Origin of the sequence: Streptomyces sp. NBC_00223, assembly GCF_036199905.1 — a bacterium.
Classification (GTDB): domain Bacteria; phylum Actinomycetota; class Actinomycetes; order Streptomycetales; family Streptomycetaceae; genus Actinacidiphila.
The window spans coordinates 4845324-4864942 of sequence record NZ_CP108109.1 but is presented as its reverse complement, the minus strand read 5'-3'; the positions used below and the strand labels follow the sequence as shown (position 1 = coordinate 4864942).

At 71.2% G+C, this 19619-nt stretch carries 21 protein-coding genes and 1 pseudogene; 12 read left to right on the top strand and 10 right to left on the bottom strand.

What is annotated here, in order from left to right; translation table 11 throughout:
• Positions 1-62: 62 nt before the first annotated feature.
• Positions 63-845 (bottom strand): hypothetical protein, encoded by a 783-nt coding sequence (locus OHA30_RS20560; RefSeq protein ID WP_328915334.1) that lies wholly within the window; start codon positions 843-845, stop codon positions 63-65.
• A gap of 237 nt (positions 846-1082) precedes the next feature.
• Between OHA30_RS20560 and OHA30_RS20555 the strand changes: the two genes are divergently transcribed.
• The 5 genes from OHA30_RS20555 to OHA30_RS20535 all read left to right on the top strand — a co-directional run bounded on the left by OHA30_RS20555 (position 1083) and on the right by OHA30_RS20535 (position 5721).
• On the top strand, positions 1083-2135 hold the full coding sequence (locus tag OHA30_RS20555) for an A/G-specific adenine glycosylase (protein WP_328915333.1): 1053 nt from the start codon (positions 1083-1085) through the stop codon (positions 2133-2135).
• A 343-nt stretch (positions 2136-2478) separates the two neighbouring features.
• Positions 2479-3009: a SigE family RNA polymerase sigma factor gene (locus tag OHA30_RS20550; protein ID WP_328915332.1), complete on the top strand. Its 531-nt coding sequence runs from the start codon at positions 2479-2481 to the stop codon at positions 3007-3009.
• Complete coding sequence (locus tag OHA30_RS20545) at positions 2997-3770, top strand: hypothetical protein (protein WP_328915331.1); 774 nt, start codon at positions 2997-2999, stop codon at positions 3768-3770. The genes OHA30_RS20550 and OHA30_RS20545 overlap by 13 nt, the downstream gene beginning before the upstream one ends.
• Positions 3771-3774: 4 nt before the next feature.
• Positions 3775-4473, top strand: coding sequence for a two-component system response regulator CseB (cseB, locus tag OHA30_RS20540; RefSeq protein ID WP_328915330.1), 699 nt, complete (start codon positions 3775-3777; stop codon positions 4471-4473).
• 3 nt (positions 4474-4476) lie between these two features.
• Positions 4477-5721 (top strand): HAMP domain-containing sensor histidine kinase, encoded by a 1245-nt coding sequence (locus OHA30_RS20535; protein ID WP_328915329.1) that lies wholly within the window; start codon positions 4477-4479, stop codon positions 5719-5721.
• 120 nt (positions 5722-5841) lie between these two features.
• Here OHA30_RS20535 and OHA30_RS20530 read toward each other — a convergent pair whose 3' ends face one another.
• Positions 5842-7407, bottom strand: a complete 1566-nt coding sequence (locus OHA30_RS20530) for an MDR family MFS transporter (protein ID WP_328915328.1) — start codon at positions 7405-7407, stop codon at positions 5842-5844.
• Positions 7408-7620: 213 nt separating this feature from the next.
• Between OHA30_RS20530 and OHA30_RS20525 the strand changes: the two genes are divergently transcribed.
• The gene (locus tag OHA30_RS20525) at positions 7621-8241 is read left to right on the top strand and encodes a TetR/AcrR family transcriptional regulator (RefSeq protein WP_328915327.1); all 621 of its coding nucleotides are present in this window, start codon (positions 7621-7623) and stop codon (positions 8239-8241) included.
• 19 nt (positions 8242-8260) lie between these two features.
• On the opposite strand, the gene OHA30_RS20520 is transcribed toward OHA30_RS20525, so the two are convergent.
• Positions 8261-8989: a M23 family metallopeptidase gene (locus OHA30_RS20520; protein ID WP_328915326.1), complete on the bottom strand. Its 729-nt coding sequence runs from the start codon at positions 8987-8989 to the stop codon at positions 8261-8263.
• Between the two features lie 363 nt (positions 8990-9352).
• Between OHA30_RS20520 and OHA30_RS20515 the strand changes: the two genes are divergently transcribed.
• From OHA30_RS20515 to OHA30_RS20505, 3 genes and pseudogenes are all read left to right on the top strand, one after another.
• On the top strand, positions 9353-9703 hold the full coding sequence (locus OHA30_RS20515) for a trypco2 family protein (RefSeq protein ID WP_328915325.1): 351 nt from the start codon (positions 9353-9355) through the stop codon (positions 9701-9703).
• 372 nt (positions 9704-10075) lie between these two features.
• Positions 10076-10190: pseudogene (locus tag OHA30_RS34060) on the top strand (NACHT domain-containing protein); the annotation flags it as partial.
• A 53-nt stretch (positions 10191-10243) separates the two neighbouring features.
• Positions 10244-10393, top strand: a complete 150-nt coding sequence (locus OHA30_RS20505) for a hypothetical protein (protein ID WP_328915324.1) — start codon at positions 10244-10246, stop codon at positions 10391-10393.
• 43 nt (positions 10394-10436) lie between these two features.
• On the opposite strand, the gene OHA30_RS20500 is transcribed toward OHA30_RS20505, so the two are convergent.
• Positions 10437-12956 (bottom strand): ATP-dependent Clp protease ATP-binding subunit, encoded by a 2520-nt coding sequence (locus tag OHA30_RS20500; RefSeq protein ID WP_328915323.1) that lies wholly within the window; start codon positions 12954-12956, stop codon positions 10437-10439.
• A gap of 494 nt (positions 12957-13450) precedes the next feature.
• Here OHA30_RS20500 and OHA30_RS20495 point away from each other — a divergent pair, with 494 nt between their 5' ends.
• On the top strand, positions 13451-14035 hold the full coding sequence (locus OHA30_RS20495; protein WP_328915322.1) for an SCO3374 family protein: 585 nt from the start codon (positions 13451-13453) through the stop codon (positions 14033-14035).
• Here OHA30_RS20495 and OHA30_RS20490 read toward each other — a convergent pair.
• The 4 genes from OHA30_RS20490 to OHA30_RS20475 all read right to left on the bottom strand — a co-directional run bounded on the left by OHA30_RS20490 (position 13966) and on the right by OHA30_RS20475 (position 15607).
• A complete protein-coding gene (locus tag OHA30_RS20490) occupies positions 13966-14304 on the bottom strand; it encodes a histone-like nucleoid-structuring protein Lsr2 (RefSeq protein WP_328915321.1) in 339 nt (112 codons plus the stop codon). The two genes, OHA30_RS20495 and OHA30_RS20490, sit on opposite strands and share 70 nt — an antisense overlap.
• A gap of 133 nt (positions 14305-14437) precedes the next feature.
• Positions 14438-14956: an amino-acid N-acetyltransferase gene (locus OHA30_RS20485; protein ID WP_328915320.1), complete on the bottom strand. Its 519-nt coding sequence runs from the start codon at positions 14954-14956 to the stop codon at positions 14438-14440.
• 9 nt (positions 14957-14965) lie between these two features.
• On the bottom strand, positions 14966-15361 hold the full coding sequence (locus tag OHA30_RS20480) for a BlaI/MecI/CopY family transcriptional regulator (protein WP_328915319.1): 396 nt from the start codon (positions 15359-15361) through the stop codon (positions 14966-14968).
• 69 nt (positions 15362-15430) lie between these two features.
• On the bottom strand, positions 15431-15607 hold the full coding sequence (locus OHA30_RS20475; protein WP_328915318.1) for a hypothetical protein: 177 nt from the start codon (positions 15605-15607) through the stop codon (positions 15431-15433).
• 558 nt (positions 15608-16165) lie between these two features.
• Here OHA30_RS20475 and OHA30_RS20470 point away from each other — a divergent pair.
• Both OHA30_RS20470 and OHA30_RS20465 read left to right on the top strand, forming a co-directional pair.
• Positions 16166-16960: a hypothetical protein gene (locus OHA30_RS20470; protein ID WP_328915317.1), complete on the top strand. Its 795-nt coding sequence runs from the start codon at positions 16166-16168 to the stop codon at positions 16958-16960.
• 351 nt (positions 16961-17311) lie between these two features.
• A complete protein-coding gene (locus tag OHA30_RS20465; RefSeq protein WP_328915316.1) occupies positions 17312-17941 on the top strand; it encodes a hypothetical protein in 630 nt (209 codons plus the stop codon).
• 70 nt (positions 17942-18011) lie between these two features.
• On the opposite strand, the gene OHA30_RS20460 is transcribed toward OHA30_RS20465, so the two are convergent.
• On the bottom strand, positions 18012-18689 hold the full coding sequence (locus tag OHA30_RS20460; RefSeq protein ID WP_328915315.1) for a hypothetical protein: 678 nt from the start codon (positions 18687-18689) through the stop codon (positions 18012-18014).
• A gap of 135 nt (positions 18690-18824) precedes the next feature.
• Entirely contained in the window at positions 18825-19619 is a 795-nt protein-coding gene (locus OHA30_RS20455; RefSeq protein WP_328915314.1) for a type III pantothenate kinase, read from the bottom strand.

Below are 19619 nucleotides of genomic sequence, written 5' to 3'. Positions count from 1 at the left end.
AGCGCAGAAGAGCCCGCCCGGCGTTTGAGGGCAGGCTCTGAGCCCACAAGCCGAGCCGGAGGCTAATCCGCGGCGACGTAGAAGGAGAGCTGCTTGGCCGGGTAGCCCGGAAGCTGGGCCTGGATGAGATAGGTGCCGGGGGCGGTCTGCTGCCCCTTGGGCTTGCCGCACTGCGGGGAACTCGTCTTGCCGTCCCAGCGGAGCGTGTACGTGGTGGAGCCGTGCGCGGGCACCTGGAGCAGATTCGCGCCCGTGGCCGGACAGTCGTTCGACGCCCATACGTGGCCGCTGTCCGCCGCCTTGGTGACCGTGAACACCGCGCTCTTCGGCCCGAAGTCGACCTTGCAGGTCACGCCGCCCGCGTTGGTCGCCCGCAGCAGGAAGGTCGGGGTGTCGCCGGGCGAGTACGAGTTCTTGGCGCTGGCCAGCGAGAGCGTGACGGAACCGGGGGCGCACGTGGGCAGCGAGGCGTCGGCGGGCACCGGCCGGGCGGGGGTCGGTGTACCGGCGGCGCCGCCCACCGAGGTGCCGGACGACGTACCCGTGCCGGCGCCGTCCGACGGATCGCCACTCGGTGTCGAACCGGCGGTCCCGGAGGAGCCCGAGGACCCCGCGGTGTCCGCCGTACCGGTCGAACCGCCGTCGCCCGCGCCGCCGTTGGCGGCGCCGTCGTCACCGGGCTCGGTGTCCCGGCCGCCGGGCCGGCCGCTGAAGTGCGTACCGGACGGGTCGGGGCCCGGGGTGATCGAGGCGACCGGGGTGTGGGAGCCGGCGGGCGCGCCCGAGTCCTGACCACCGCCCCCGCCACGGGAGTTGAGCAGCCAGATCGCGATCAGGGCGGCCACTGCGAGCAGGCACAGCGCAACGACCCGCCGTCGCCAGTAAATAGAGGACGGCAGAGGTCCCACGGGATTGCGCATCGAGCCCACAGACGAACTCTATGGGAGATCACCCGCGTGTCGCCGCATCACCCGCCCGCTCTTTGCCGATCATCACGTTTACGGTGGGCACGATCATGGACAAAGGGCGCGCGGTCGCTGTCCGCGACCGTTGTCGGTGCCGTGTGCGAGGATCGGAAGGCCATGAGCACAGACCTCCCCCAAGCCCCCGCGACCACCCGCCCGCCCACCGCCCCGACGGTCGCGGCCACCACGCCCGTCACCGTCACGCCCGTCACCGCCGCGCCAGAGGCCGCCTCACCCGCGGCCGCCGCGCCCGCGGCCGCCGGCGGGTCCGCCGCGCCGGCCACGCCGCCGGCCGCCGCCGTGACCGAGCTGCACGACCTGGTGATCGACTGGTTCGACGACCACGCCCGCGATCTGCCGTGGCGGCGCCCGGACGCCGGTCCCTGGTCGGTGATGGTCAGCGAGTTCATGCTCCAGCAGACCCCGGTCAGCCGAGTGCTGCCGGTGCACGAGGAGTGGCTGACCCGCTGGCCCCGCCCGGCCGATCTGGCCGCCGAGTCCCCCGGTGAGGCGGTGCGCGCCTGGGGCCGGCTCGGTTATCCGCGCAGAGCGCTGCGGCTGCACGCGGCCGCGACCGCCATAGCGCAGCAGCACGGCGGCGAAGTCCCGCGCGACCACGCGGAGTTGCTGGCGCTGCCGGGCATCGGCGAGTACACGGCGGCGGCCGTGGCCTCCTTCGCGTACGGGCGGCGGCACATCGTGCTCGACACCAATGTGCGGCGGGTCTTCGCGCGGCTCGTGGCGGGCGTCGAATACCCGCCGAACGCGACGACGGCCGCCGAGCGCCGGATGGCCGACGCGCTGCTGCCGCTCGACGAGGCGACGGCCGCGCGCTGGGCGGCGGCCACCATGGAGCTGGGCGCCCTGGTGTGCGGCGCCCGCTCCCCCGAGTGCGGGGCCTGCCCGGTGGCGGCGCGCTGCACCTGGCGGCTGGCGGGCTCGCCCGCCCACGACGGTCCGCCGCGCCGCGGTCAGACGTACGCGGGCACCGACCGGCAGGTGCGCGGCAGGCTGCTGGCCGTGCTGCGGGCGACGACCGGGCCCGTACCGCAGGCCGCCCTCGACGCCGTCTGGCACGAGCCGGTGCAGCGGGCCCGCGCGCTGGACGGACTGGTCGAGGACGGATTGGTGGAACCGCTCGCCGACGGCTTCTACCGTCTGCCCGCGTAAGCCGGTCGCCCACGTACCCGTGCCGGCCGCGCAACCCCGCGCGCCCGCACCCCGGTTGCCGCGCGATCGGTCCGCGCGGCCGCGTCGCCCGCCCGGCCGCGCAAGCCCGTCAGTCGGCCGCGCAGGCCCATCTGCCGTCCGCCGCGCCCGGATTCGCCCCGCGCATACCCTTCGGCGCATTCGTCCGGCACCCGCGCCCGGCTCTGTTACACAACCGATGGATTGCTGTGCGGCCACCGAGCGTTGGCGGTGGCCAAAGCCCAACATCCGCTCCGTAGCGTCGAGATCGGCCGGTGGGAGATCTTCCCGCCCGGCCGCTCGGGCAAACGGGGTGGAGGCGCACATGGCTGCGGACGGCGCGGTACTGGACTTCGAGGAGTACGTACGGACCCGTCAGGACGCCCTGTTGCGCAGCGCCCGCCGGCTGGTGCCGAACCCCATCGACGCCCAGGACCTCGTACAGACCGCGCTCGTACGCACCTACCCGCGCTGGCACGGCATCGCGGACAAGACCCTCGCGGACGCGTACATGCGCCGGGTCATGATCAACACCCGGACCGAGTGGTGGCGCAACCGCAAGCTGGAGGAGGTCCCGACCGTCGAGCTGCCGGACGCCACCGTGGACGACGGCGCCGAGCAGCGCGCCGACCGCGAGATGCTGCGCGACGTCATGCGGGTGCTCGCGCCCAAGCAGCGGCAGGTCGTCATGTTGCGGCACTACGGCCAGTTGAGCACCGAGGAGACGGCTCTTGCCCTCGGGATGTCCACCGGTACGGTGAAGAGCACGCTGCACCGGGCACTGGCCCGGCTGCGGTACGAGCTGGAGCACGGCCGATACGGCTACACACGCAGGGAGGACCGGTGCGCGGCGTAGCCCCGATCGCCACGATGAGCGTGCTCTGCGCGTGTGCCGTGGTCGCGGGCTGCGGTACGACGGCCACCGGGGCCCGCAGGGAGGGGCCAGCGCCGACCGCGACCATGAAGACGCCCTCCACCGCGGCGCCCGCCATCGCCGCCGACCCGGCCGCGCTGGCGGTCATGGTCCGCAAGGACACCGGGGTCAGCGCGGACGTGCGCGAGGACCTCACCCCGTGCGTGGGCGACCGCTACCCGATGGACACCGACGCGGGCGACCTCACCGAGGGCGACGGCCCGGACCTGGTCGTCAATGTGACGACCTGCGGTGACGGGCTCGGCATCGCGTCCTACGTCTACCGGATGATCAACGGCAAGTACCTGAACGTGTTCGCCGACGAGCGGCCTCCGGTCTACGCCAGCGTCGAGGACGGCCGGCTCCAGATCGTCCACGAGGTCTACCGGACCGACGACCCGGTGGCGTACCCGACCGGCGAGGAGGCCGTGACCTACGTGTGGCGTGCCAATCGGTTCGTCCAGGTCGCGCGCTCGTTCTCGGACTTCGACGCGAAGACGCCCAGCGCCTCGCCCGAGCCGACCTCCACCGATCCGGCGCCGCTGCCGAGGTCCGTCCTGCTCGACCCCGGGCTGCCCAGTGCCGCCGCGCCCGGCACCGCCGCCGAGACCGCCACCGCTCCGGGCACCGGGGCGACCCCGACCGCTCCCTCGACGGCCACTGCCCCCGCCCCGACGGCCACCGTCCCGGTCGGGGGACGATAGGGCCATGGCCGCCACCCACGCACCCCATGTCACCCATGTCCTCTTCGTCGAGGACGACGACGTCATCCGTGAGGCGACCACCCTCGCCCTCGAACGGGACGGCTTCCAGGTCACCGCCGCCCCCGACGGCGTGACCGGGCTGACGGCCTTCCGCGCCGACCGGCCCGACCTCGCCCTGCTCGACGTGATGGTGCCGGGCCTGGACGGGGTGAGCCTGTGCCGCCGGATCAGGGACGAGTCGACCGTGCCCGTGATCATGGTGTCCGCGCGGGCCGACGCGATCGATGTCGTGCTCGGCCTGGAGGCGGGCGCCGACGACTACGTGACCAAGCCGTTCGACGGCGCCGTGCTGGTGGCCAGGATCAGGGCCGTACTGCGCCGTTTCCGGGCCTCTTCCGCCGAGGACACGGACGAGGTCACGCTGCTGTCCTTCGGCGACATCGAGATCGACCCCGAGGGCATGGAGGTCACCCGGGGCGGCGAGCGGCTGGCCCTGACCCCGACCGAGATGCGGCTGCTGCTGGAGTTCGCGGGCGCGCCGGGCACCGTACTGTCCCGCGACCGGCTGCTGGAGCGGGTCTGGGACTACGAGTGGGGCGGCGACACCCGGGTGGTGGACGTCCATGTCCAGCGGCTGCGGGCGAAGATCGGCCAGGAGCGGCTGGAGACCGTCCGCGGCTTCGGTTACAAGCTGCGGGCCTGAGCGATGCGTGCCTTCTTCCGCAGCGGACTGCGCTGGAAACTCAGCGTGGCCATCGCCGGGGTGTCCGCGCTGGTCGCTGTCGCGCTGAGCCTGGTCGTGCACAACGCGGCCCAGGTCAGCATGATCAACAGCACCCGTGACGTCCAGGACGAGCGGGTGCAGTCGGCGCTGCGGATCTACGAGACCACCGGCCGGCTGGTCTTCTACGCCCGGCTGGACGACCCCGACCTGCCCAAGGCGCTCAAGGACTACGCCGCCAAGGGCCAGCGCGCCACCTACGTCGAGAACAGCGGCGACGGCACCCCCACGGTCTGGGCCGAGACCCCCGCGAACGACGGCGGGGTGCTCTCGTTGAAGAGCACCTTCACCGACCGCTACTCGGTGCTGGTCGACCTGGACCGGGCGCTGATGGTCGGCGCGCTCGCGGTCGTCGTCGGCGGTACGGCGATCGGCGTGCTGATCGGCGGCCGGATGTCGCGGCGGCTGCGCAAGGCGGCCACGGCGGCCCGCAAGGTCGCCGACGGCGACACCGACGTACGGGTGCGCGAGGCCATCGGCGGCCGCCGGGTGCGGGACGAGACCGATGAGCTGGCCCGGGCCGTGGACGCCATGGCCGACGCCCTCCAGCTGCGGCTCGAAGCCGAGCGCCGGGTCACCGCCGACATCGCGCACGAGCTGCGCACCCCCGTCACCGGCCTGGTCACCGCCGCCGAGCTGCTGCCGCCGGGCCGCCCCTCGGAGCTGGTACGGGACCGGGTGCACGCGCTGCGCACCCTGGTCGAGGACGTGCTGGAGGTGGCCAGGCTGGACGGCGCCGCCGAGCACGCCGACCTCCAGGACGTGGCGCTGGGCGAGTTCGTCCGCCGCCGGGTGCCCGCCTTCGCGCCCGACGCCAAGGTCCTGGTGACGGAGGACGCGGTCGTGCAGACCGATCCCCGGCGCCTTGAGCGCATCCTCGGCAACCTGCTGGCGAACGCCAACCGGCACGGCGAGCCGCAGATCGAGGTGGTGGTCGACGGCCCCTACGTACGGGTGCGCGACCACGGCCCCGGCTTCGCCCCCGCGCTGCTGCGGGAGGGGCCGAGCCGCTTCCGCACCGGCAGCTCGGACCGCTCCGGCAGCGGGCACGGGCTGGGGCTGACCATCGCCGCCGGGCAGGCCCGGGTGCTGGGCGCCCGGCTGACCTTCCGCAACGCCCCCGAGGAGGACGGCGGAGGCGCGGTGGCCCAGCTGCTGCTGCCGCGCTGAGGCCGCCCGCCCCCACGGCGTATGACGAGGACGCACGACGACATACGACGACGGCGGCGCGGGGGTTTCCCGCGCCGCCGTCGTACCTGCTGTGCTGTGGTGGCGGCTACCGCCGCCCGGTCAGATCGCCTCGGCCAGCTCGGCGGGCTGACCGTCGTCGGTGGCGGGCTTGCCGGCCGAGCCCCGCAGCGGGATCTCGACGATGAACCAGGCCGCGATGAAGCCGACGACGCTGACCACCGCGCCCCACAGGAAGACGGTGTGGGTGCCGGAGGCGACCGCGTGGAAGTAGGCGTCCTTCACGGTGTCCGGCAGCTTGGCGATGGTCGCCGGGTCCAGCTGGGCCCCGCTCTTGGTGGCCGACGAGCCGGCGGCCGCGCCGCTGTCCATGGCGTTCTGCACCTTGTGCGCGAACAGCGCGCCGAAGAGCGACACACCGAAGGAGCCGCCGATCGTACGGAACAGGGTGGACGACGAGGAGCCGACACCCATGTCCTTCATCTCCACGCTGTTCTGAGCGATCAGCATGGTGATCTGCATGATGAAGCCCATGCCCATGCCGAGCACGGCCATGAAGATGCCCGAGGTCACCCGGCTGGTGTGCACGTCCATGGTGGACAGCAGATAGAGGCCGACGGTGATCAGGGCGCCGCCGATGATCGGGAAGATCTTGTAGCGGCCGCTGGAGCTGGTGACCCGGCCGGCCACCATCGACACGACCATCATGGCGAGCAGCAGCGGGAGCAGCAGCAGTCCGGAGTTGGTCGCGGAGGCGCCCTGGACGGTCTGCTGGTAGAGCGGCAGGAAGGTCATCGAGCCGAACATCGTGAAGCCGACCAGGAAGCCGATCAGCGAGATCAGCGAGAAGTTGCCGTTGCGGAAGATCCGCAGCGGCAGCACGGGCTCGGCGGCTCGGGTCTCGGCGTAGAGGAACGCGCCCAGCGCGGCGAGGCCGAGGATCAGCAGCCCGATGATCATCCCGGAGCCCCAGGCGTACTGGGTCCCGCCCCACGTGGTGAGCAGCACCAGCGAGGTGATGGCCACGGTGAGCAGCGCCGCGCCCAGGTAGTCGATCCGGCTCTCGGCCCGCTTCTTGGGCAGGTGCAGCACGATGGTGACCATGGCGAGGGCGACCGCGCCGATGGGCAGGTTGATGTAGAAGCTCCAGCGCCAGCCCCAGTTGTCGGTGATGGAGCCGCCGACCAGCGGGCCGCCGATCATGGCGATGGCCATCACACCGGCGATCAGACCCTGGTACTTGCCGCGCTCGCGGGGCGGGATCAGCTCGCCGATGATCGCCATCACGCCGACCATCAGACCGCCTGCGCCCAGACCCTGGACGGCGCGGAAACTGATCAGCTGGTCCATCGACTGCGACATTCCGGAGAGCACGGAGCCGAGCAGGAAGAGCACGATCGAGGTGAGGAAGATGCCCTTGCGGCCGTACATGTCGCCGAGCTTGCCCCAGATGGGGGTCGAGGCGGCTGTGGCCAGGGTGTAGGAGGTGACCACCCACGAGAGGTGGCTGAGGCCGCCGAGTTCGCCGACGATCGTCGGCATCGCGGTGCCGACGATCATGTTGTCGAGCATCGCGAGCAGCATCGCGATCATCAGGCCGACCATGACCACGCGCACACTGCGCTCGCGCGGTTCCTTGGTGGCGGGCGGCGCATCGGTCTGGGACATGACCGTGGTTCCTTCCCCCGGGAGAGGGCGGTCGTTCAGAGGATGCTTACTTGCCGCCCGGCTAGTATATCTACCTGCGACAAGCTACGGTCCTTACTAGCCGGGCGTCAAGTAAGTGCGTAGGGTCGAAGAAAGGCCGTACGGTGGGCCCGTCGGGCCCGTCACTCCGTGTTCGCGGGGTGACGCGTAGTGCACAGCAGGAGAGCGACAGCCATGGCCACACCGCAGCAGCCGCGCCGCGGCGACACGCGCCGCCGCATCCAGGACGTCGCCCTGGAACTCTTCGCCCGCCACGGGTACGAGAAGACCTCGCTGCGGGAGATCGCCGAGCACCTCGACGTCACCAAGGCCGCGCTGTACTACCACTTCAAGACCAAGGAAGACATCCTCATCAGCATCGCCGACGATCTGGCCAAGCCGATCGACGAGCTGATCGTCTGGGCCGAGTCACAGCCCCGCACGCTGGCCACCAAGCAGGAGATGCTGCGCCGCTACAGCGTCGCGCTGTGGAATGCCGAGGACCTTTTCCGCTTCATCCAGGAGAACCAGGCCACGGTCCGCGACCTGGCCATCGGCCAGACCTTCAAGACCAGGCTCGCCGCCCTGAACGGGCTGCTCAAGGAGTCCGACGCCCCCATGACCGCGCAGGTGCGCAGCATCACCGCGCTCTTCGCGATGCACGCCGGCATGTTCGCGATGCAGAACATCGAGGGCGACCCCGAGGAGAAGCGCGCGGCCATCCTCGAAGTCGCCCTCGATCTTGTCGCCCAGTCGGAGCCGGGCGGTGCTCATGGGGTGAACTCCCCGGCGGATGCCTTGACACCTACCGGGTGACGTTCCCTGTTTTCCCGCCTTACGGGTTGACGCCGTGCGTCCGCAGGAAGTGCAGCGGCTCGACGGAGGAGCCGTAGTACGGCGTCGTACGGACCTCGAAGTGCAGGTGCGGGCCGGTCGAGTTGCCGGTGGAACCGGACTTGCCGATCGTCTCGCCGGTGTTCACGTGCTCGCCGACCGTGACACCTATCTTCGACAGGTGGCCGTACTGCGAGTACAGGTGGTCGGCGTGCTTGATCACGATGTTGTTGCCGTACGCGCCACCCCAGCCCGCCGTCACGACGGTGCCGCTGTGGACGGCCCGGACGGTGGTGCCGGTGGGCACGACGAAGTCCTGACCGGAGTGGGTGTGGGCCCAGTGCGGGCCGGCCTGGGCGTAGCCCGCGCCGAGCACGTAACCGGTGGTCGGGGTGACCCAGCCCTTGGCACGGGCCTTGCGGTCGGCGGCGGCCTTCGCCTCGGCGCGCTTCTTGGCGTCGGCCTCGGCCTTGCGGTGCTCGGCGTCGGTCTGCTTCTTCGCCTCGGCCTTCGTGGCGGCGGCCTTCTGGTCGGTCGCCTGCTTCTGCACCGTCTGGGAGACACTGCTCGCGGATCCCGCGGCGAGGAAGCCCTCGTGCTGGCCGTCGGCGGCCAGCGCCGCCGTGGAGCCGAGCGCGATTGCCGCGACCAGTCCTCCGGTCACCACGGCGACACGGCCGCGGGTGATGGACTTGTGGCTGCGGTTCTTCTTCGTCGTGTTCATACGCATGGAGAGAATGACCTCCTGGGTGGGGGAGCGACGTTCCGGCTGCGGCCCGTCGCAGATCCTTGGTAACCCGGGCTCCCACCCGCCGACAAGGACCCCCCTTACTAGGCGAGGTCGTAGCCGGAACGGCTCGGACTTCCCCGATCCACCCCGCGAAAACATCCCTGAAGTCCGATATGCGAATCGGTGCAGGTGGGCTCAAGTCGGACATACGGCGCAGTCGGCCCGCGCCTCCGCCATGCGCCGCGCACCCCCCGCCGCAACCCCGGGGGCCGTCCACTATTCCGGTTAGTAAGTGGTCCGCGTCACGTGGGACACCTCACCCGGGTACGGTGGGATGCCCTGACTCAGAGGGGGGCCACGGCCATGCCGGCACACGACGACGCGCTCGCCGACATCACCGGAATCGAGCTGGCCGACGCGGTCGAGGCCGTCCGCCAGGGCCTGATCACGGGCGCGGCCCGCGGCGTCGGCCAGGCCGTACGGTTCGAGGTCGGCGAGATCCACATGGAGTTCGCCGTGCAGCTCCAGCGGACCAGGACCGGGAGCGGGGGCGTCAAGGCGTGGGTCGTGGAGGTGGGCGGCGAGGCGGAGCGCAGCTCCGGCCGCACCCACACGGTCTCCTTCACGCTCCGCCCCAAGGACGCGGCCACCGGCACCTACCTGGAGATCGGCGCCCCCCGCGACGGCGGCGGCGCCGCGCTGAGCTACGAGTGAGCCCGACACCGCGCCCGCGGGGTGGGCCGGCGGGCCGCCCGCGACGGCGGACGAAAGCCGGGGCGGGCCGCCCACGACCTGCGGGTCCCCCGGCTGACCAGCCCGCCCGGACAGCTCACGGACGAGACGGCCGAGTTCGAGCACCGCTACGGCACCTACCTCGCCACACGGCACGGCACCCTGCGGATCTTCGGCCTCGACCTCACCGACCGCAAGCGGGCCACCTGGCCGCTGGACGCCGCGTACTACAGCCTGGAGGCCGCGCCGACCGGCCGGTCCGGGACGATCGAGGAGGCGGTGGCCGCCGGGGTGCTCGCCGGTTTCCTGCCCGGCGCGGGGGACGCCGCTCTGGGCCTGCGAAGGCCCCCTTCCGGCCCGCTAGCCGGCCGAGCAGGCGCTCGCCGGGCACGACCGGGTGCTGCTGCGCGGGGTCGCCGGGTCGGGCAAGACCACGCTCGTCCAGTGGCTCGCGGTCACCACGGCACGGTGGCCCGGCTTTTCCCCTCACTGAGCCAGCTGTCTTTGCTGCCGACCGGCGCCATGTCCGTCGACCTCGCGCCGCTGGCCGGGCTGACCCGGCTCACCAAGGTGGCGTTGCCCTCGTCTGTCGCGGTCCTCAACGCGGACCGCATCCCGCACGTCACGGTGACCGTCCTGGACGAAGAAACGGGCTCGGCCCCGGACCTGTAGGTCCGGGGCCGAGCCCGTGGTCGTGCTTACCGCGCCGGAGGCGTTACGCCTCCTTGGAGAGGTTCGGTCCGCCCGCCGTCTCGACCGGCGGGGTGTCGGCCACAGTGACCTTCTCCTCGCCGCGGAAGGTGAACTTCGCGTTCTCCCCCTCGCCCTCGACGTCCACGACGACGATGTGACCGGGACGCAGCTCGCCGAAGAGGATCTTCTCGGAGAGCGAGTCCTCGATCTCGCGCTGGATCGTCCGACGCAGCGGCCGGGCGCCGAGCACCGGGTCGTAGCCGTGCTTGGAGAGCAGCACCTTGGCCTCGGAGCTGAGTTCGATGCCCATGTCGCGGTCGCGGAGCCGCTCGTCCACCCGGCCGATCATCAGGTCGACGATCTGAAGGATGTCGTCCTGGGTCAGCTGCGGGAAGACGATGACGTCGTCCACACGGTTGAGGAACTCCGGCCGGAAGTGCTGCTTGAGCTCGTCGCTGACCTTGTTCTTCATCCGCTCGTACCCGGTCTTGGTGTCGCCCTGGGCGGCGAAGCCGAGGTTGAACCCCTTGGAGATGTCCCGGGTGCCGAGGTTGGTGGTCATGATGATCACCGTGTTCTTGAAGTCCACGACCCGGCCTTGGGAGTCGGTCAGCCGACCGTCCTCCAGGATCTGCAACAGGCTGTTGAAGATGTCGGGGTGGGCCTTCTCGACCTCGTCGAAGAGCACGACGGAGAACGGCTTGCGGCGCACCTTCTCGGTGAGCTGGCCGCCCTCCTCGTAGCCGACGTAGCCGGGCGGGGAGCCGAAGAGCCGGGAGACGGTGTGCTTCTCGCTGAACTCCGACATGTCGAGGGAGATCAGCGCGTCCTCGTCGCCGAACAGGAACTCGGCGAGCGCCTTGGACAGCTCGGTCTTACCGACGCCGGACGGGCCGGCGAAGATGAACGAGCCACCGGGACGCTTGGGGTCCTTCAGACCCGCACGGGTGCGGCGGATGGCCTTGGAGAGCGCCTTGACGGCGTCCTTCTGGCCGATGACGCGCTTGTGGAGCTCGTCCTCCATGCGCAGCAGCCGGGAGGACTCCTCCTCGGTCAGCTTGAAGACCGGGATGCCGGTGGCGGTGGCCAGGACTTCGGCGATCAGCTCGCCGTCGACCTCGGCGACGACGTCCATGTCGCCGGCCTTCCACTCCTTCTCCCGCTTGGCCTTCGCGGCGAGCAGCTGCTTCTCGTTGTCCCGCAGGGAGGCGGCCTTCTCGAAGTCCTGCGAGTCGATCGCGGACTCCTTCTCGCGGCGCACGTCGGCGATCTTCTCGTCGAACTCGCGGAGGTCCGGCGGCGCGGTCATCCGGCGGATGCGCATCCGGGAGCCGGCCTCGTCGATCAGGTCGATCGCCTTGTCCGGCAGGAAGCGGTCCGAGATGTAGCGGTCGGCCAGCGTGGCCGCCTGCACCAGGGCCTCGTCGGTGATGGACACCCGGTGGTGCGCCTCGTAGCGGTCCCGCAGGCCCTTGAGGATCTCGATGGTGTGCGGCAGCGACGGCTCGGCGACCTGGATGGGCTGGAAGCGGCGCTCAAGGGCCGCGTCCTTCTCCAGGTACTTGCGGTACTCGTCGAGCGTGGTGGCGCCGATGGTCTGGAGCTCACCCCGGGCCAGCATCGGCTTGAGGATCGAGGCCGCGTCGATCGCACCCTCGGCGGCGCCCGCGCCGACCAGGGTGTGCAGCTCGTCGATGAACAGGATGATGTCGCCGCGGGTGCGGATCTCCTTGAGCACCTTCTTCAGGCGCTCCTCGAAGTCACCGCGGTACCGGGAGCCGGCCACCAGGGCGCCGAGGTCAAGGGTGTAGAGCTGCTTGTCCTTGAGCGTCTCGGGCACCTCGCCCTTGACGATCGCCTGGGCCAGGCCCTCGACGACGGCGGTCTTGCCGACGCCGGGCTCGCCGATCAGGACGGGGTTGTTCTTGGTACGGCGGGACAGCACCTGCATGACCCGCTCGATCTCCTTCTCGCGCCCGATCACCGGGTCGAGCTTGGTCTCACGAGCGGCCTGGGTGAGGTTGCGGCCGAACTGGTCCAGGACGAGCGAGGTCGAGGGGGTGCCCTCGGCCGGCCCGCCGGCCGTGGCCGACTCCTTCCCGCCGGAGTAACCGGAGAGCAGCTGGATGACCTGCTGCCTGACCCGGTTGAGATCGGCGCCCAGCTTCACCAGGACCTGGGCGGCGACGCCCTCGCCCTCGCGGATCAGGCCGAGCAGGATGTGCTCGGTGCCGATGTAGTTGTGGCCGAGCTGAAGGGCCTCGCGGAGCGACAGCTCCAGGACCTTCTTGGCCCGGGGGGTGAAGGGGATGTGCCCGGACGGGGCCTGCTGGCCCTGACCGATGATCTCCTCCACCTGCTGACGGACCGCCTCGAGCGAAATCCCGAGGCTCTCCAGGGCCTTAGCGGCGACACCCTCACCCTCGTGGATCAGGCCCAGGAGGATGTGCTCGGTGCCGATGTAGTTGTGGTTGAGCATCCGGGCTTCTTCCTGAGCCAGGACGACAACCCGCCGCGCGCGGTCGGTGAACCTCTCGAACATCGTTAATCGCTCCTCAGAGCGGTCGGGCAGTGAGGGGGCGGTCCCCTCCCTGTCCTTCCGCATGCTAGTCCCGCACAGCGGCGCCGCTCACGTATCACTCCTCGCTCTCGCGGGGAAAGCTGCGCTACCGGCTGACGTCACTCCCACAACCTCGATGGTGCGAGACGATGTTCCCCCAGGCCAGGCAAACGCCCCTTTATCAAGTACGCCCGTGGCGAACGCCCGCCCCGCCTGATCGAACACCAGCCCTTCCCACTAGGTACTTCTTACCCTCGGTCGCCGACAATCCACCCCCCGGAGGACTTCCGGAGTGCGCTAAGGGCGAACAACTTCACGCGAGGGTCGCGGGGGTCCTCCCGCGTGCGGTGCCGCGCCCGTACGGCCGTCCGTGCCGGTGCCGCCGGCCGGGTGCCGGGGTCCGGCCGTCCGGTGACATGACGTATTCATCACCCAACCGTCCGTAACCCTTGCCCCGTCCGGCAGTTGCACTCGACATGGGCTGGTACGAGCACGAGCTGGGGTGGCCGGTCACGGGATCGCTGCCCCCGGGTCTGGTCACAGGGGTGCGGTTCGACGCACTGGACGTTCCCGCGGAGGCCGGGTTCGCGATGCTGAGCCGGTTCTCCCGGCCGGACCAGCTGGGGCCGGTGGCCCTGGACGGCCATCGCATCCGGCTGCTGGTCGCCGCCGGCTCCGCGGAGGAGTTGCCGGGGCTGCTCGAATGGCTGGAGTGGGGCGGTATCCCACTGGATCTGTCCGCCCTCGGCTCCGGACAGCACATGCGCGCCCCGGCCCACCCCGAGTGGGGCCGCCGGGAGGCCGCGTACGACCGGTCGGCACCGGTGTGGCTGCGGCCGCCCCGGCCGGGTTTCGACGTGGAGTCCGCCGTGCCCGCGCTGCGTGTGGCGGGCCAGGCCGATGGAACGGGGGTCACCATCGGTCTGCCGGCGCTGGTGGCAGCCCTGGCAACGGCATGCCATCGGATCACCCTGCGGGCCCGTGGCCAGAATCAGCCGTGGGCCTTCTCGTACGCCTCACGGATGGTCGCGGGGACGCGGCCGCGGTCGTTGACCTCGTAGCCCTTCTCCTTCGCCCAGGCGCGGATCTTCGCCGTGTCGGGACCGGAGCCGCCACTGCCGCGGACGGCCTTGGTACGCCCGCGCCCGGCGCGCCCGCCGGTGCGGCGGCCACTGTCCGTGTACGGGTTGAGCAACCCGCGCAGCTTGTCGGCATTCTCCGTGGTGAGGTCGATCTCATACGTCACACCGTCGAGTGCGAACGTCACGGTCTCGTCGGCCTCGCCACCGTCGAGGTCGTCAACAAGAAGGACCTGAACCTTCTGTGCCACCGGCTTCCCTTTCATCGAAAACGGATTAACGGTAAAAGCAAAGCGTCTTTCCCCGGAAAACACAAACCCCTTGCGCGAAGAGGTGCGCGAAGAGGATCGTACGAGGTAGCGCGATCCGGACAAACCGGATCACTCAGAGTTGCAGTAGCATGCGACTGTTACCCAAGGTGTTGGGTTTCACTCGCTCCAGGTCGAGGAACTCCGCGACACCCTCGTCATTGGAACGCAGCAGCTCCCCGAAGACATCGCCGTCCACCGGGGTCTCGCCGATCTCGACGAAGCCGTGCTTGGCGAAGAAGTCCACTTCGAAGGTGAGGCAGAAAATACGCCTGACGCCGAGCCAGCGGGCGGTCTGCAGCAACTTCGCGAGCAACTGGTGGCCGACCCCCTTGCCGCGCATCGCGGGGTCCACCGCGAGCGTTCTGACCTCGGCCAGGTCCTCCCACATCACATGCAGCGCGCCGCAAGCGACGACACTCGCGTCCTCGTCGCGTTCCGCCACCCAGAACTCCTGGATGTCCTCATAAAGCGTCACGGTCGCCTTGTCGAGCAGGATGCCGTCGCGGACATAGGAGTCCAGCAGCCGCCGTAGGGCGATCACATCGCCCGTGCGGGCCCTGCGGATGGTGACGTCATTCGACATGAGGGGCATGGGCGGACGCTATCGCCCTTCGGGTTCCTCCGACCCGGAGGGGTCCACGGACTGGATGATGCGCAATGCGTCGCGCACCGCTTCCCGCTGTTCCGGGGTCATCATGCCGAAGAAGTGCACGAGGGCCGCCGCGGGGTTGTCGCTCGCGGCCCATCCCTCGTTCATCAGTGCGGCCGAGTATGCCGCTCTCGTCGAAACCGCCTCATAGCGATAAGCGCGGCCTTCCGCCGTGCGGCGCAGCCAGCCCTTCTGCCGCAGGTTGTCCATTACGGTCATCACCGTTGTGTACGCGATGGAACGATCCTGCGCGAGATCCTCCAGAACCTCACGAACGGTGACCGGGCGGTTCCACTCCCACACCCGGGTCATCACGGCGTCTTCGAGCTCTCCCAGTGGTCGGGGCACACCGGAAATACTACGGGCCCACAATGATAAATGCCCGAATTGCCGCTTTCCGGAGTTGCGCGGTCCTGCTCAGCTCTCCTCGACGGCCGACCGATTCGCCGCTTCGGCACGGGCGAACGCGGCGTCGACGGCCGCGTCCTCCTTCGCCTTGTTGGCACCGCCCTGATTCTTGATGATGGTCACGATGAGGCCGATGAAGAAGACCGCCATCACCAGCGGCGGCACGATCGCGGAAACGTAGTCCATACCGCCCAGCGTAGCCACGCCGTCGAAGACGCTTTTGCCCGCCCCTGTTGTCCGTCCCCGCGCGGGCGGTTCACACTCTCGGGTCATGGGAGATCACCTGAATGTGTCCGAGCCGATGCCGGCGGATGTCGGCGTCGGTACCGGGACGGGCCGGTGCCGGGTGAACCCTACGAGGTCGCTGTGCTCCGCACGCAACCGTGTGACACCACCGCGCTGATCGGGAACCGGGCCGGGAATCCGCGCAATGCGGTGTACGGCGACGGCCCCGGATTCCGACGCCGGGCGAGTTGCCGGGCACGGGTCACGGAAGAAAGCCGGACGCCGATGAGAAGCCCGACAGGCCCCGCCCGAGAGCGTGCGCCCGCTACACACAGTCGGCGCGACGCGGTTCAGGACCGTGGCGATCGGTGGGTGCGCGCCGCTCACGGCACGTCAGACGCTGCCGTCGGCGGCCCGGTGGTCCAATCTGGCCAGGGCGGCCGTCATCGGCTGAGCGGGGCCGCCGGACACGCCGGTACCGGATCCGGGGACACGTAGGTTCGAAAGGGCGTCTGCACCATGGCGGAACGGGACCAGGAGCCGGTCGGGGCGCTGCTCGACGGGCTCTCCGCGAAGGCCCGCAAGTCGCTCGCGGCGGCGGGCTTCGACCTGCCGAGGCTGCGCGGGCTGGCCTCGACCGAGCAGGGCGAGCGGCAGGTCCGGCACATCGTCACCGAGTTCGGGGTCGTACCGGCCGAGGGCAGACTCACCACCGACAGCTCCCCCTCGCTCCGCAAGGAGGTCGCCACGGGGTGGGGGCTGGTCGTGCTGGGCGCGGTCGTGGGACTGGCGGCCGTGCTGGCCACCACGGTGCTGGTCGACCGGCCGCTCGGCCTGCTGATCGCCGCCCTGGGCGCGGGCGGGATGGTGTTCCTGGTGATCAGGACCCCGCAGTCGCGCGGCCGGGAGGCCGCCGTCCTGCTGAGCCTGTCCGCGGTGGCCGTGCTGTACTTCACCTCGTTCCTGAGCGCCCCGCAGTGGTATCTCGCGGCCCGCGGCAAGCAGGTCGCCGCCACGCTGGAGCCGCCGTCCCCGGCGTGGGCGGCGCGCGGCAGCCGGGTGGCCTACTGCCGGGTGCGGCTGCCGGACGGCTCCACGCGGCAGGTGGACCAGGACGACCGGACGTGCGCGGGCGACACGGGCGCGACCGTCCAGGTCGTATACGACCCCGGAGGCCGTCTGGCGCCCGTCCTCGGCGCCAAACGGACCCTGGGCCGGATCAGCCGCCTCGTCGCGGCCGGGGCGGGGATCGCCCTGCTCGCCACGGCGGCGGGGGCGGTGGCGGCCGCGGGCCGCCGCAAGGACGAGCCCTGAGCGACGGCGGCGGAGCCGGCCCGGTCGCCCGGTGGCCGGATCTCGCCGCCCGCCGGTCGCGCGGGACCGAACCGGCCGCCGTACCCATCGGCGCCGGTCCCGCCCGCCGGTCGCGCGGAACCGGCGTCGTGTGGGGGCGGAGGCGGGCCTTCCGGCCGGGCCGGCGCCGCGGGGCCACTACCGTGAGCAGTCGGTGACGCCCTGCCGATGGGCTCGCCTCGACTTCGCACGCGCGATCGCGAACCGCCCGCCGCGCCCGCCGCCGACGTTCTCCGCCCCCTGGAGCAACCGGCGGCGGCGCCGGTCGGGCGGCTTCGACACGGTCGCCACGACCCCGCAGTGGATGGCGTGATGGTGACAGGGCATGACGACTGGACGGTGTACTTCGGCGTTCCGCGCGGGGCGGTCGTCCTGCCGGTGCACGACGAGCCCGACCCCGGGCCGTGGGCGCGGAAGGCGGCGCGGGGGCAGCTGGGCCCGGAAACGCCCGACGAGTTGGTGGACGACCTGGCCGACGCGCTGACGGAGGCGACGCTGGACGCGCGTATGCGCAACCCGGTCAGCGCGTTCTTCTTCTGCCCCGACCCGACGCTCGGCGAGCTGGCCCGGATCGAGGTGTCGAACCTCGACCCGGACGACGAGCTGCCCGAGGTGACCGTCGAGCGGATGGCCGAATTCCTGGCCACGCCCACCGAGCGTTCGGTGAACCGGCCCGAGACGGAGTACGGCGACCTGCCGATCGGGCCCGCCGTCCGGGTCTGCCACCAGTACGTGGACCGGGGCATGGGCCCTGGCGCGGACGTCGCCGGGCCCGGCACGATCCTCCAGACCTGCGCGTACGCGGCCCGGCCGCCGGAGATCGGCTCCGCGGTGCTGCTGATGGTCAGCTGGCGGGCGCTGGCCTACTCCGACGAGCTCTTCGACCTCACCGACCGGCTGGCCCAGGCGCTGCGGCTGGTCAGAGGGTCGGTGACGGACTGACCGGCCCGAAAGCGGGCCGAGCCGCCGGGGGCGTCCCCGGCGGCTCGGGCACTGCGGACGGTCGCCCGTCTCAGGCGCTGCGGGCGGTCTCCTCGGGCTTGGGGGCGGTCCGCTTGCGGCGGTGCGGGGGCCAGATCTCGCCGGGGGTGGGAATCGGGCGGCTCGGGGTCTCGGGAGTCGCCGGGGTGCCGGGCTTCGGCGCGGGCTTGTCCGGCTTCTCCTCCGGCTTCGGCTCGTCGGCGAGCCCGGGCAGGGTCAGCAGGCGGCGCGGCGCGGACATATGGGCCTCCAGGCGCAGTCGGACGTCGTTCTCCGCGAGGGTTTCGCAGCGGCGCAGCAGTCGGGTGCGCCGGTGGTACTCCGGGCCGGTGCAGGGCAGCGCGCGCAGGCGGCGCAACGCGGCCAGGTCGTCCGGCCCGGGTGGGTAGCCGTCGGCGAGCGCGGCGGTCAGGCGTTCCAGGTAGCCGCTCGCGGTGCCGGGCAGCGCCTGTCGGTAGCGGCGCAGCTCGTCCAGGAGGAAGGCGTGCAGCCGGCCCGCCTCCCGTACCGCCTCGTCGACCGCCTCCGTGAGCCGGAGACAGTCCCGAACGTACTCGGCCGAGCGGGGTGCGACGACGGCGGCGACCGTGGCCGCGGCGGCGTCTGCGGTACGGCTGGGGTGCAGCACCTCCGCGAGCGCGCGTCGCAGCACGCGCAGTTCGTCCGCGCTGAACGCCATTCCGCCGCGGGTTCCGTGGGGCGTGGGCATGCATGGACTTTAAGTGCTAAGAGGACAAACATCGCGTAACGCGATATACGCGGTGCGTCGGGCCTGTCCGTACGCCCTCACGACCGGGCGCCCCGCCCTCTCCCGGTGATCCGGGCCCCCGGGAGGGGCAGGGGCTCAGGACGGGGAGACGTTGCGTTCGTAGACCAGGCGGAGGCCGATCAGCGTCAGCCAGGGCTCGTGCGCGTCGATGATGGACGCCTCGCCCAGCACCAGCGGGGCCAGACCGCCCGTGGCGATGACCGTCACGTCGTCGGGGTCGTCGGCCAGCTCGCGGGCCATCCGCTCGGCGATGCCGTCGGCCTGGCCGGCGAAACCGTAGAGGATGCCGGACTGCATCGCCTCGATCGTGTTCTTGCCGATGACGCTGCGCGGCCGGGCCAGCTCGATCTTGCGCAGCTGGGCGCCGCGCACCCCGAGCGCGTCCACCGAGATCTCGATGCCGGGGGCGATCGCGCCGCCCACGTACTCCCCGCGCGCCGAGACCGCGTCGAAGGTCGTCGCCGTGCCGAAGTCGACCACGATGCACGGCCCGTTGTAGAGGTGCACGGCGGCCAGCGAGTTGATGATCCGGTCGGAGCCGACCTCCTTGGGGTGGTCGACCAGGATCGGCACGCCCGTCTTGACGCCCGGCTCGACCAGGACCGACGGGACGTCGCCGTAGTAGCGGCGGGTCACCTCGCGCAGCTCGTGCAGCACCGAGGGCACCGTCGAGCAGATCGAGATGCCGTCGATGCCGTCCCCGAGGTCGCCCAGCAGCGGATGCATGCCCATCAGCCCCTGGAGCAGGACCGCCAGCTCGTCCGCCGTGCGGCGCGGGTCCGTGGAGATCCGCCAGTGCTCGACGATCTCGTCGCCGTCGAAAAGACCGAGGACGGTGTGGGTGTTGCCGACGTCGATGGTGAGCAGCAT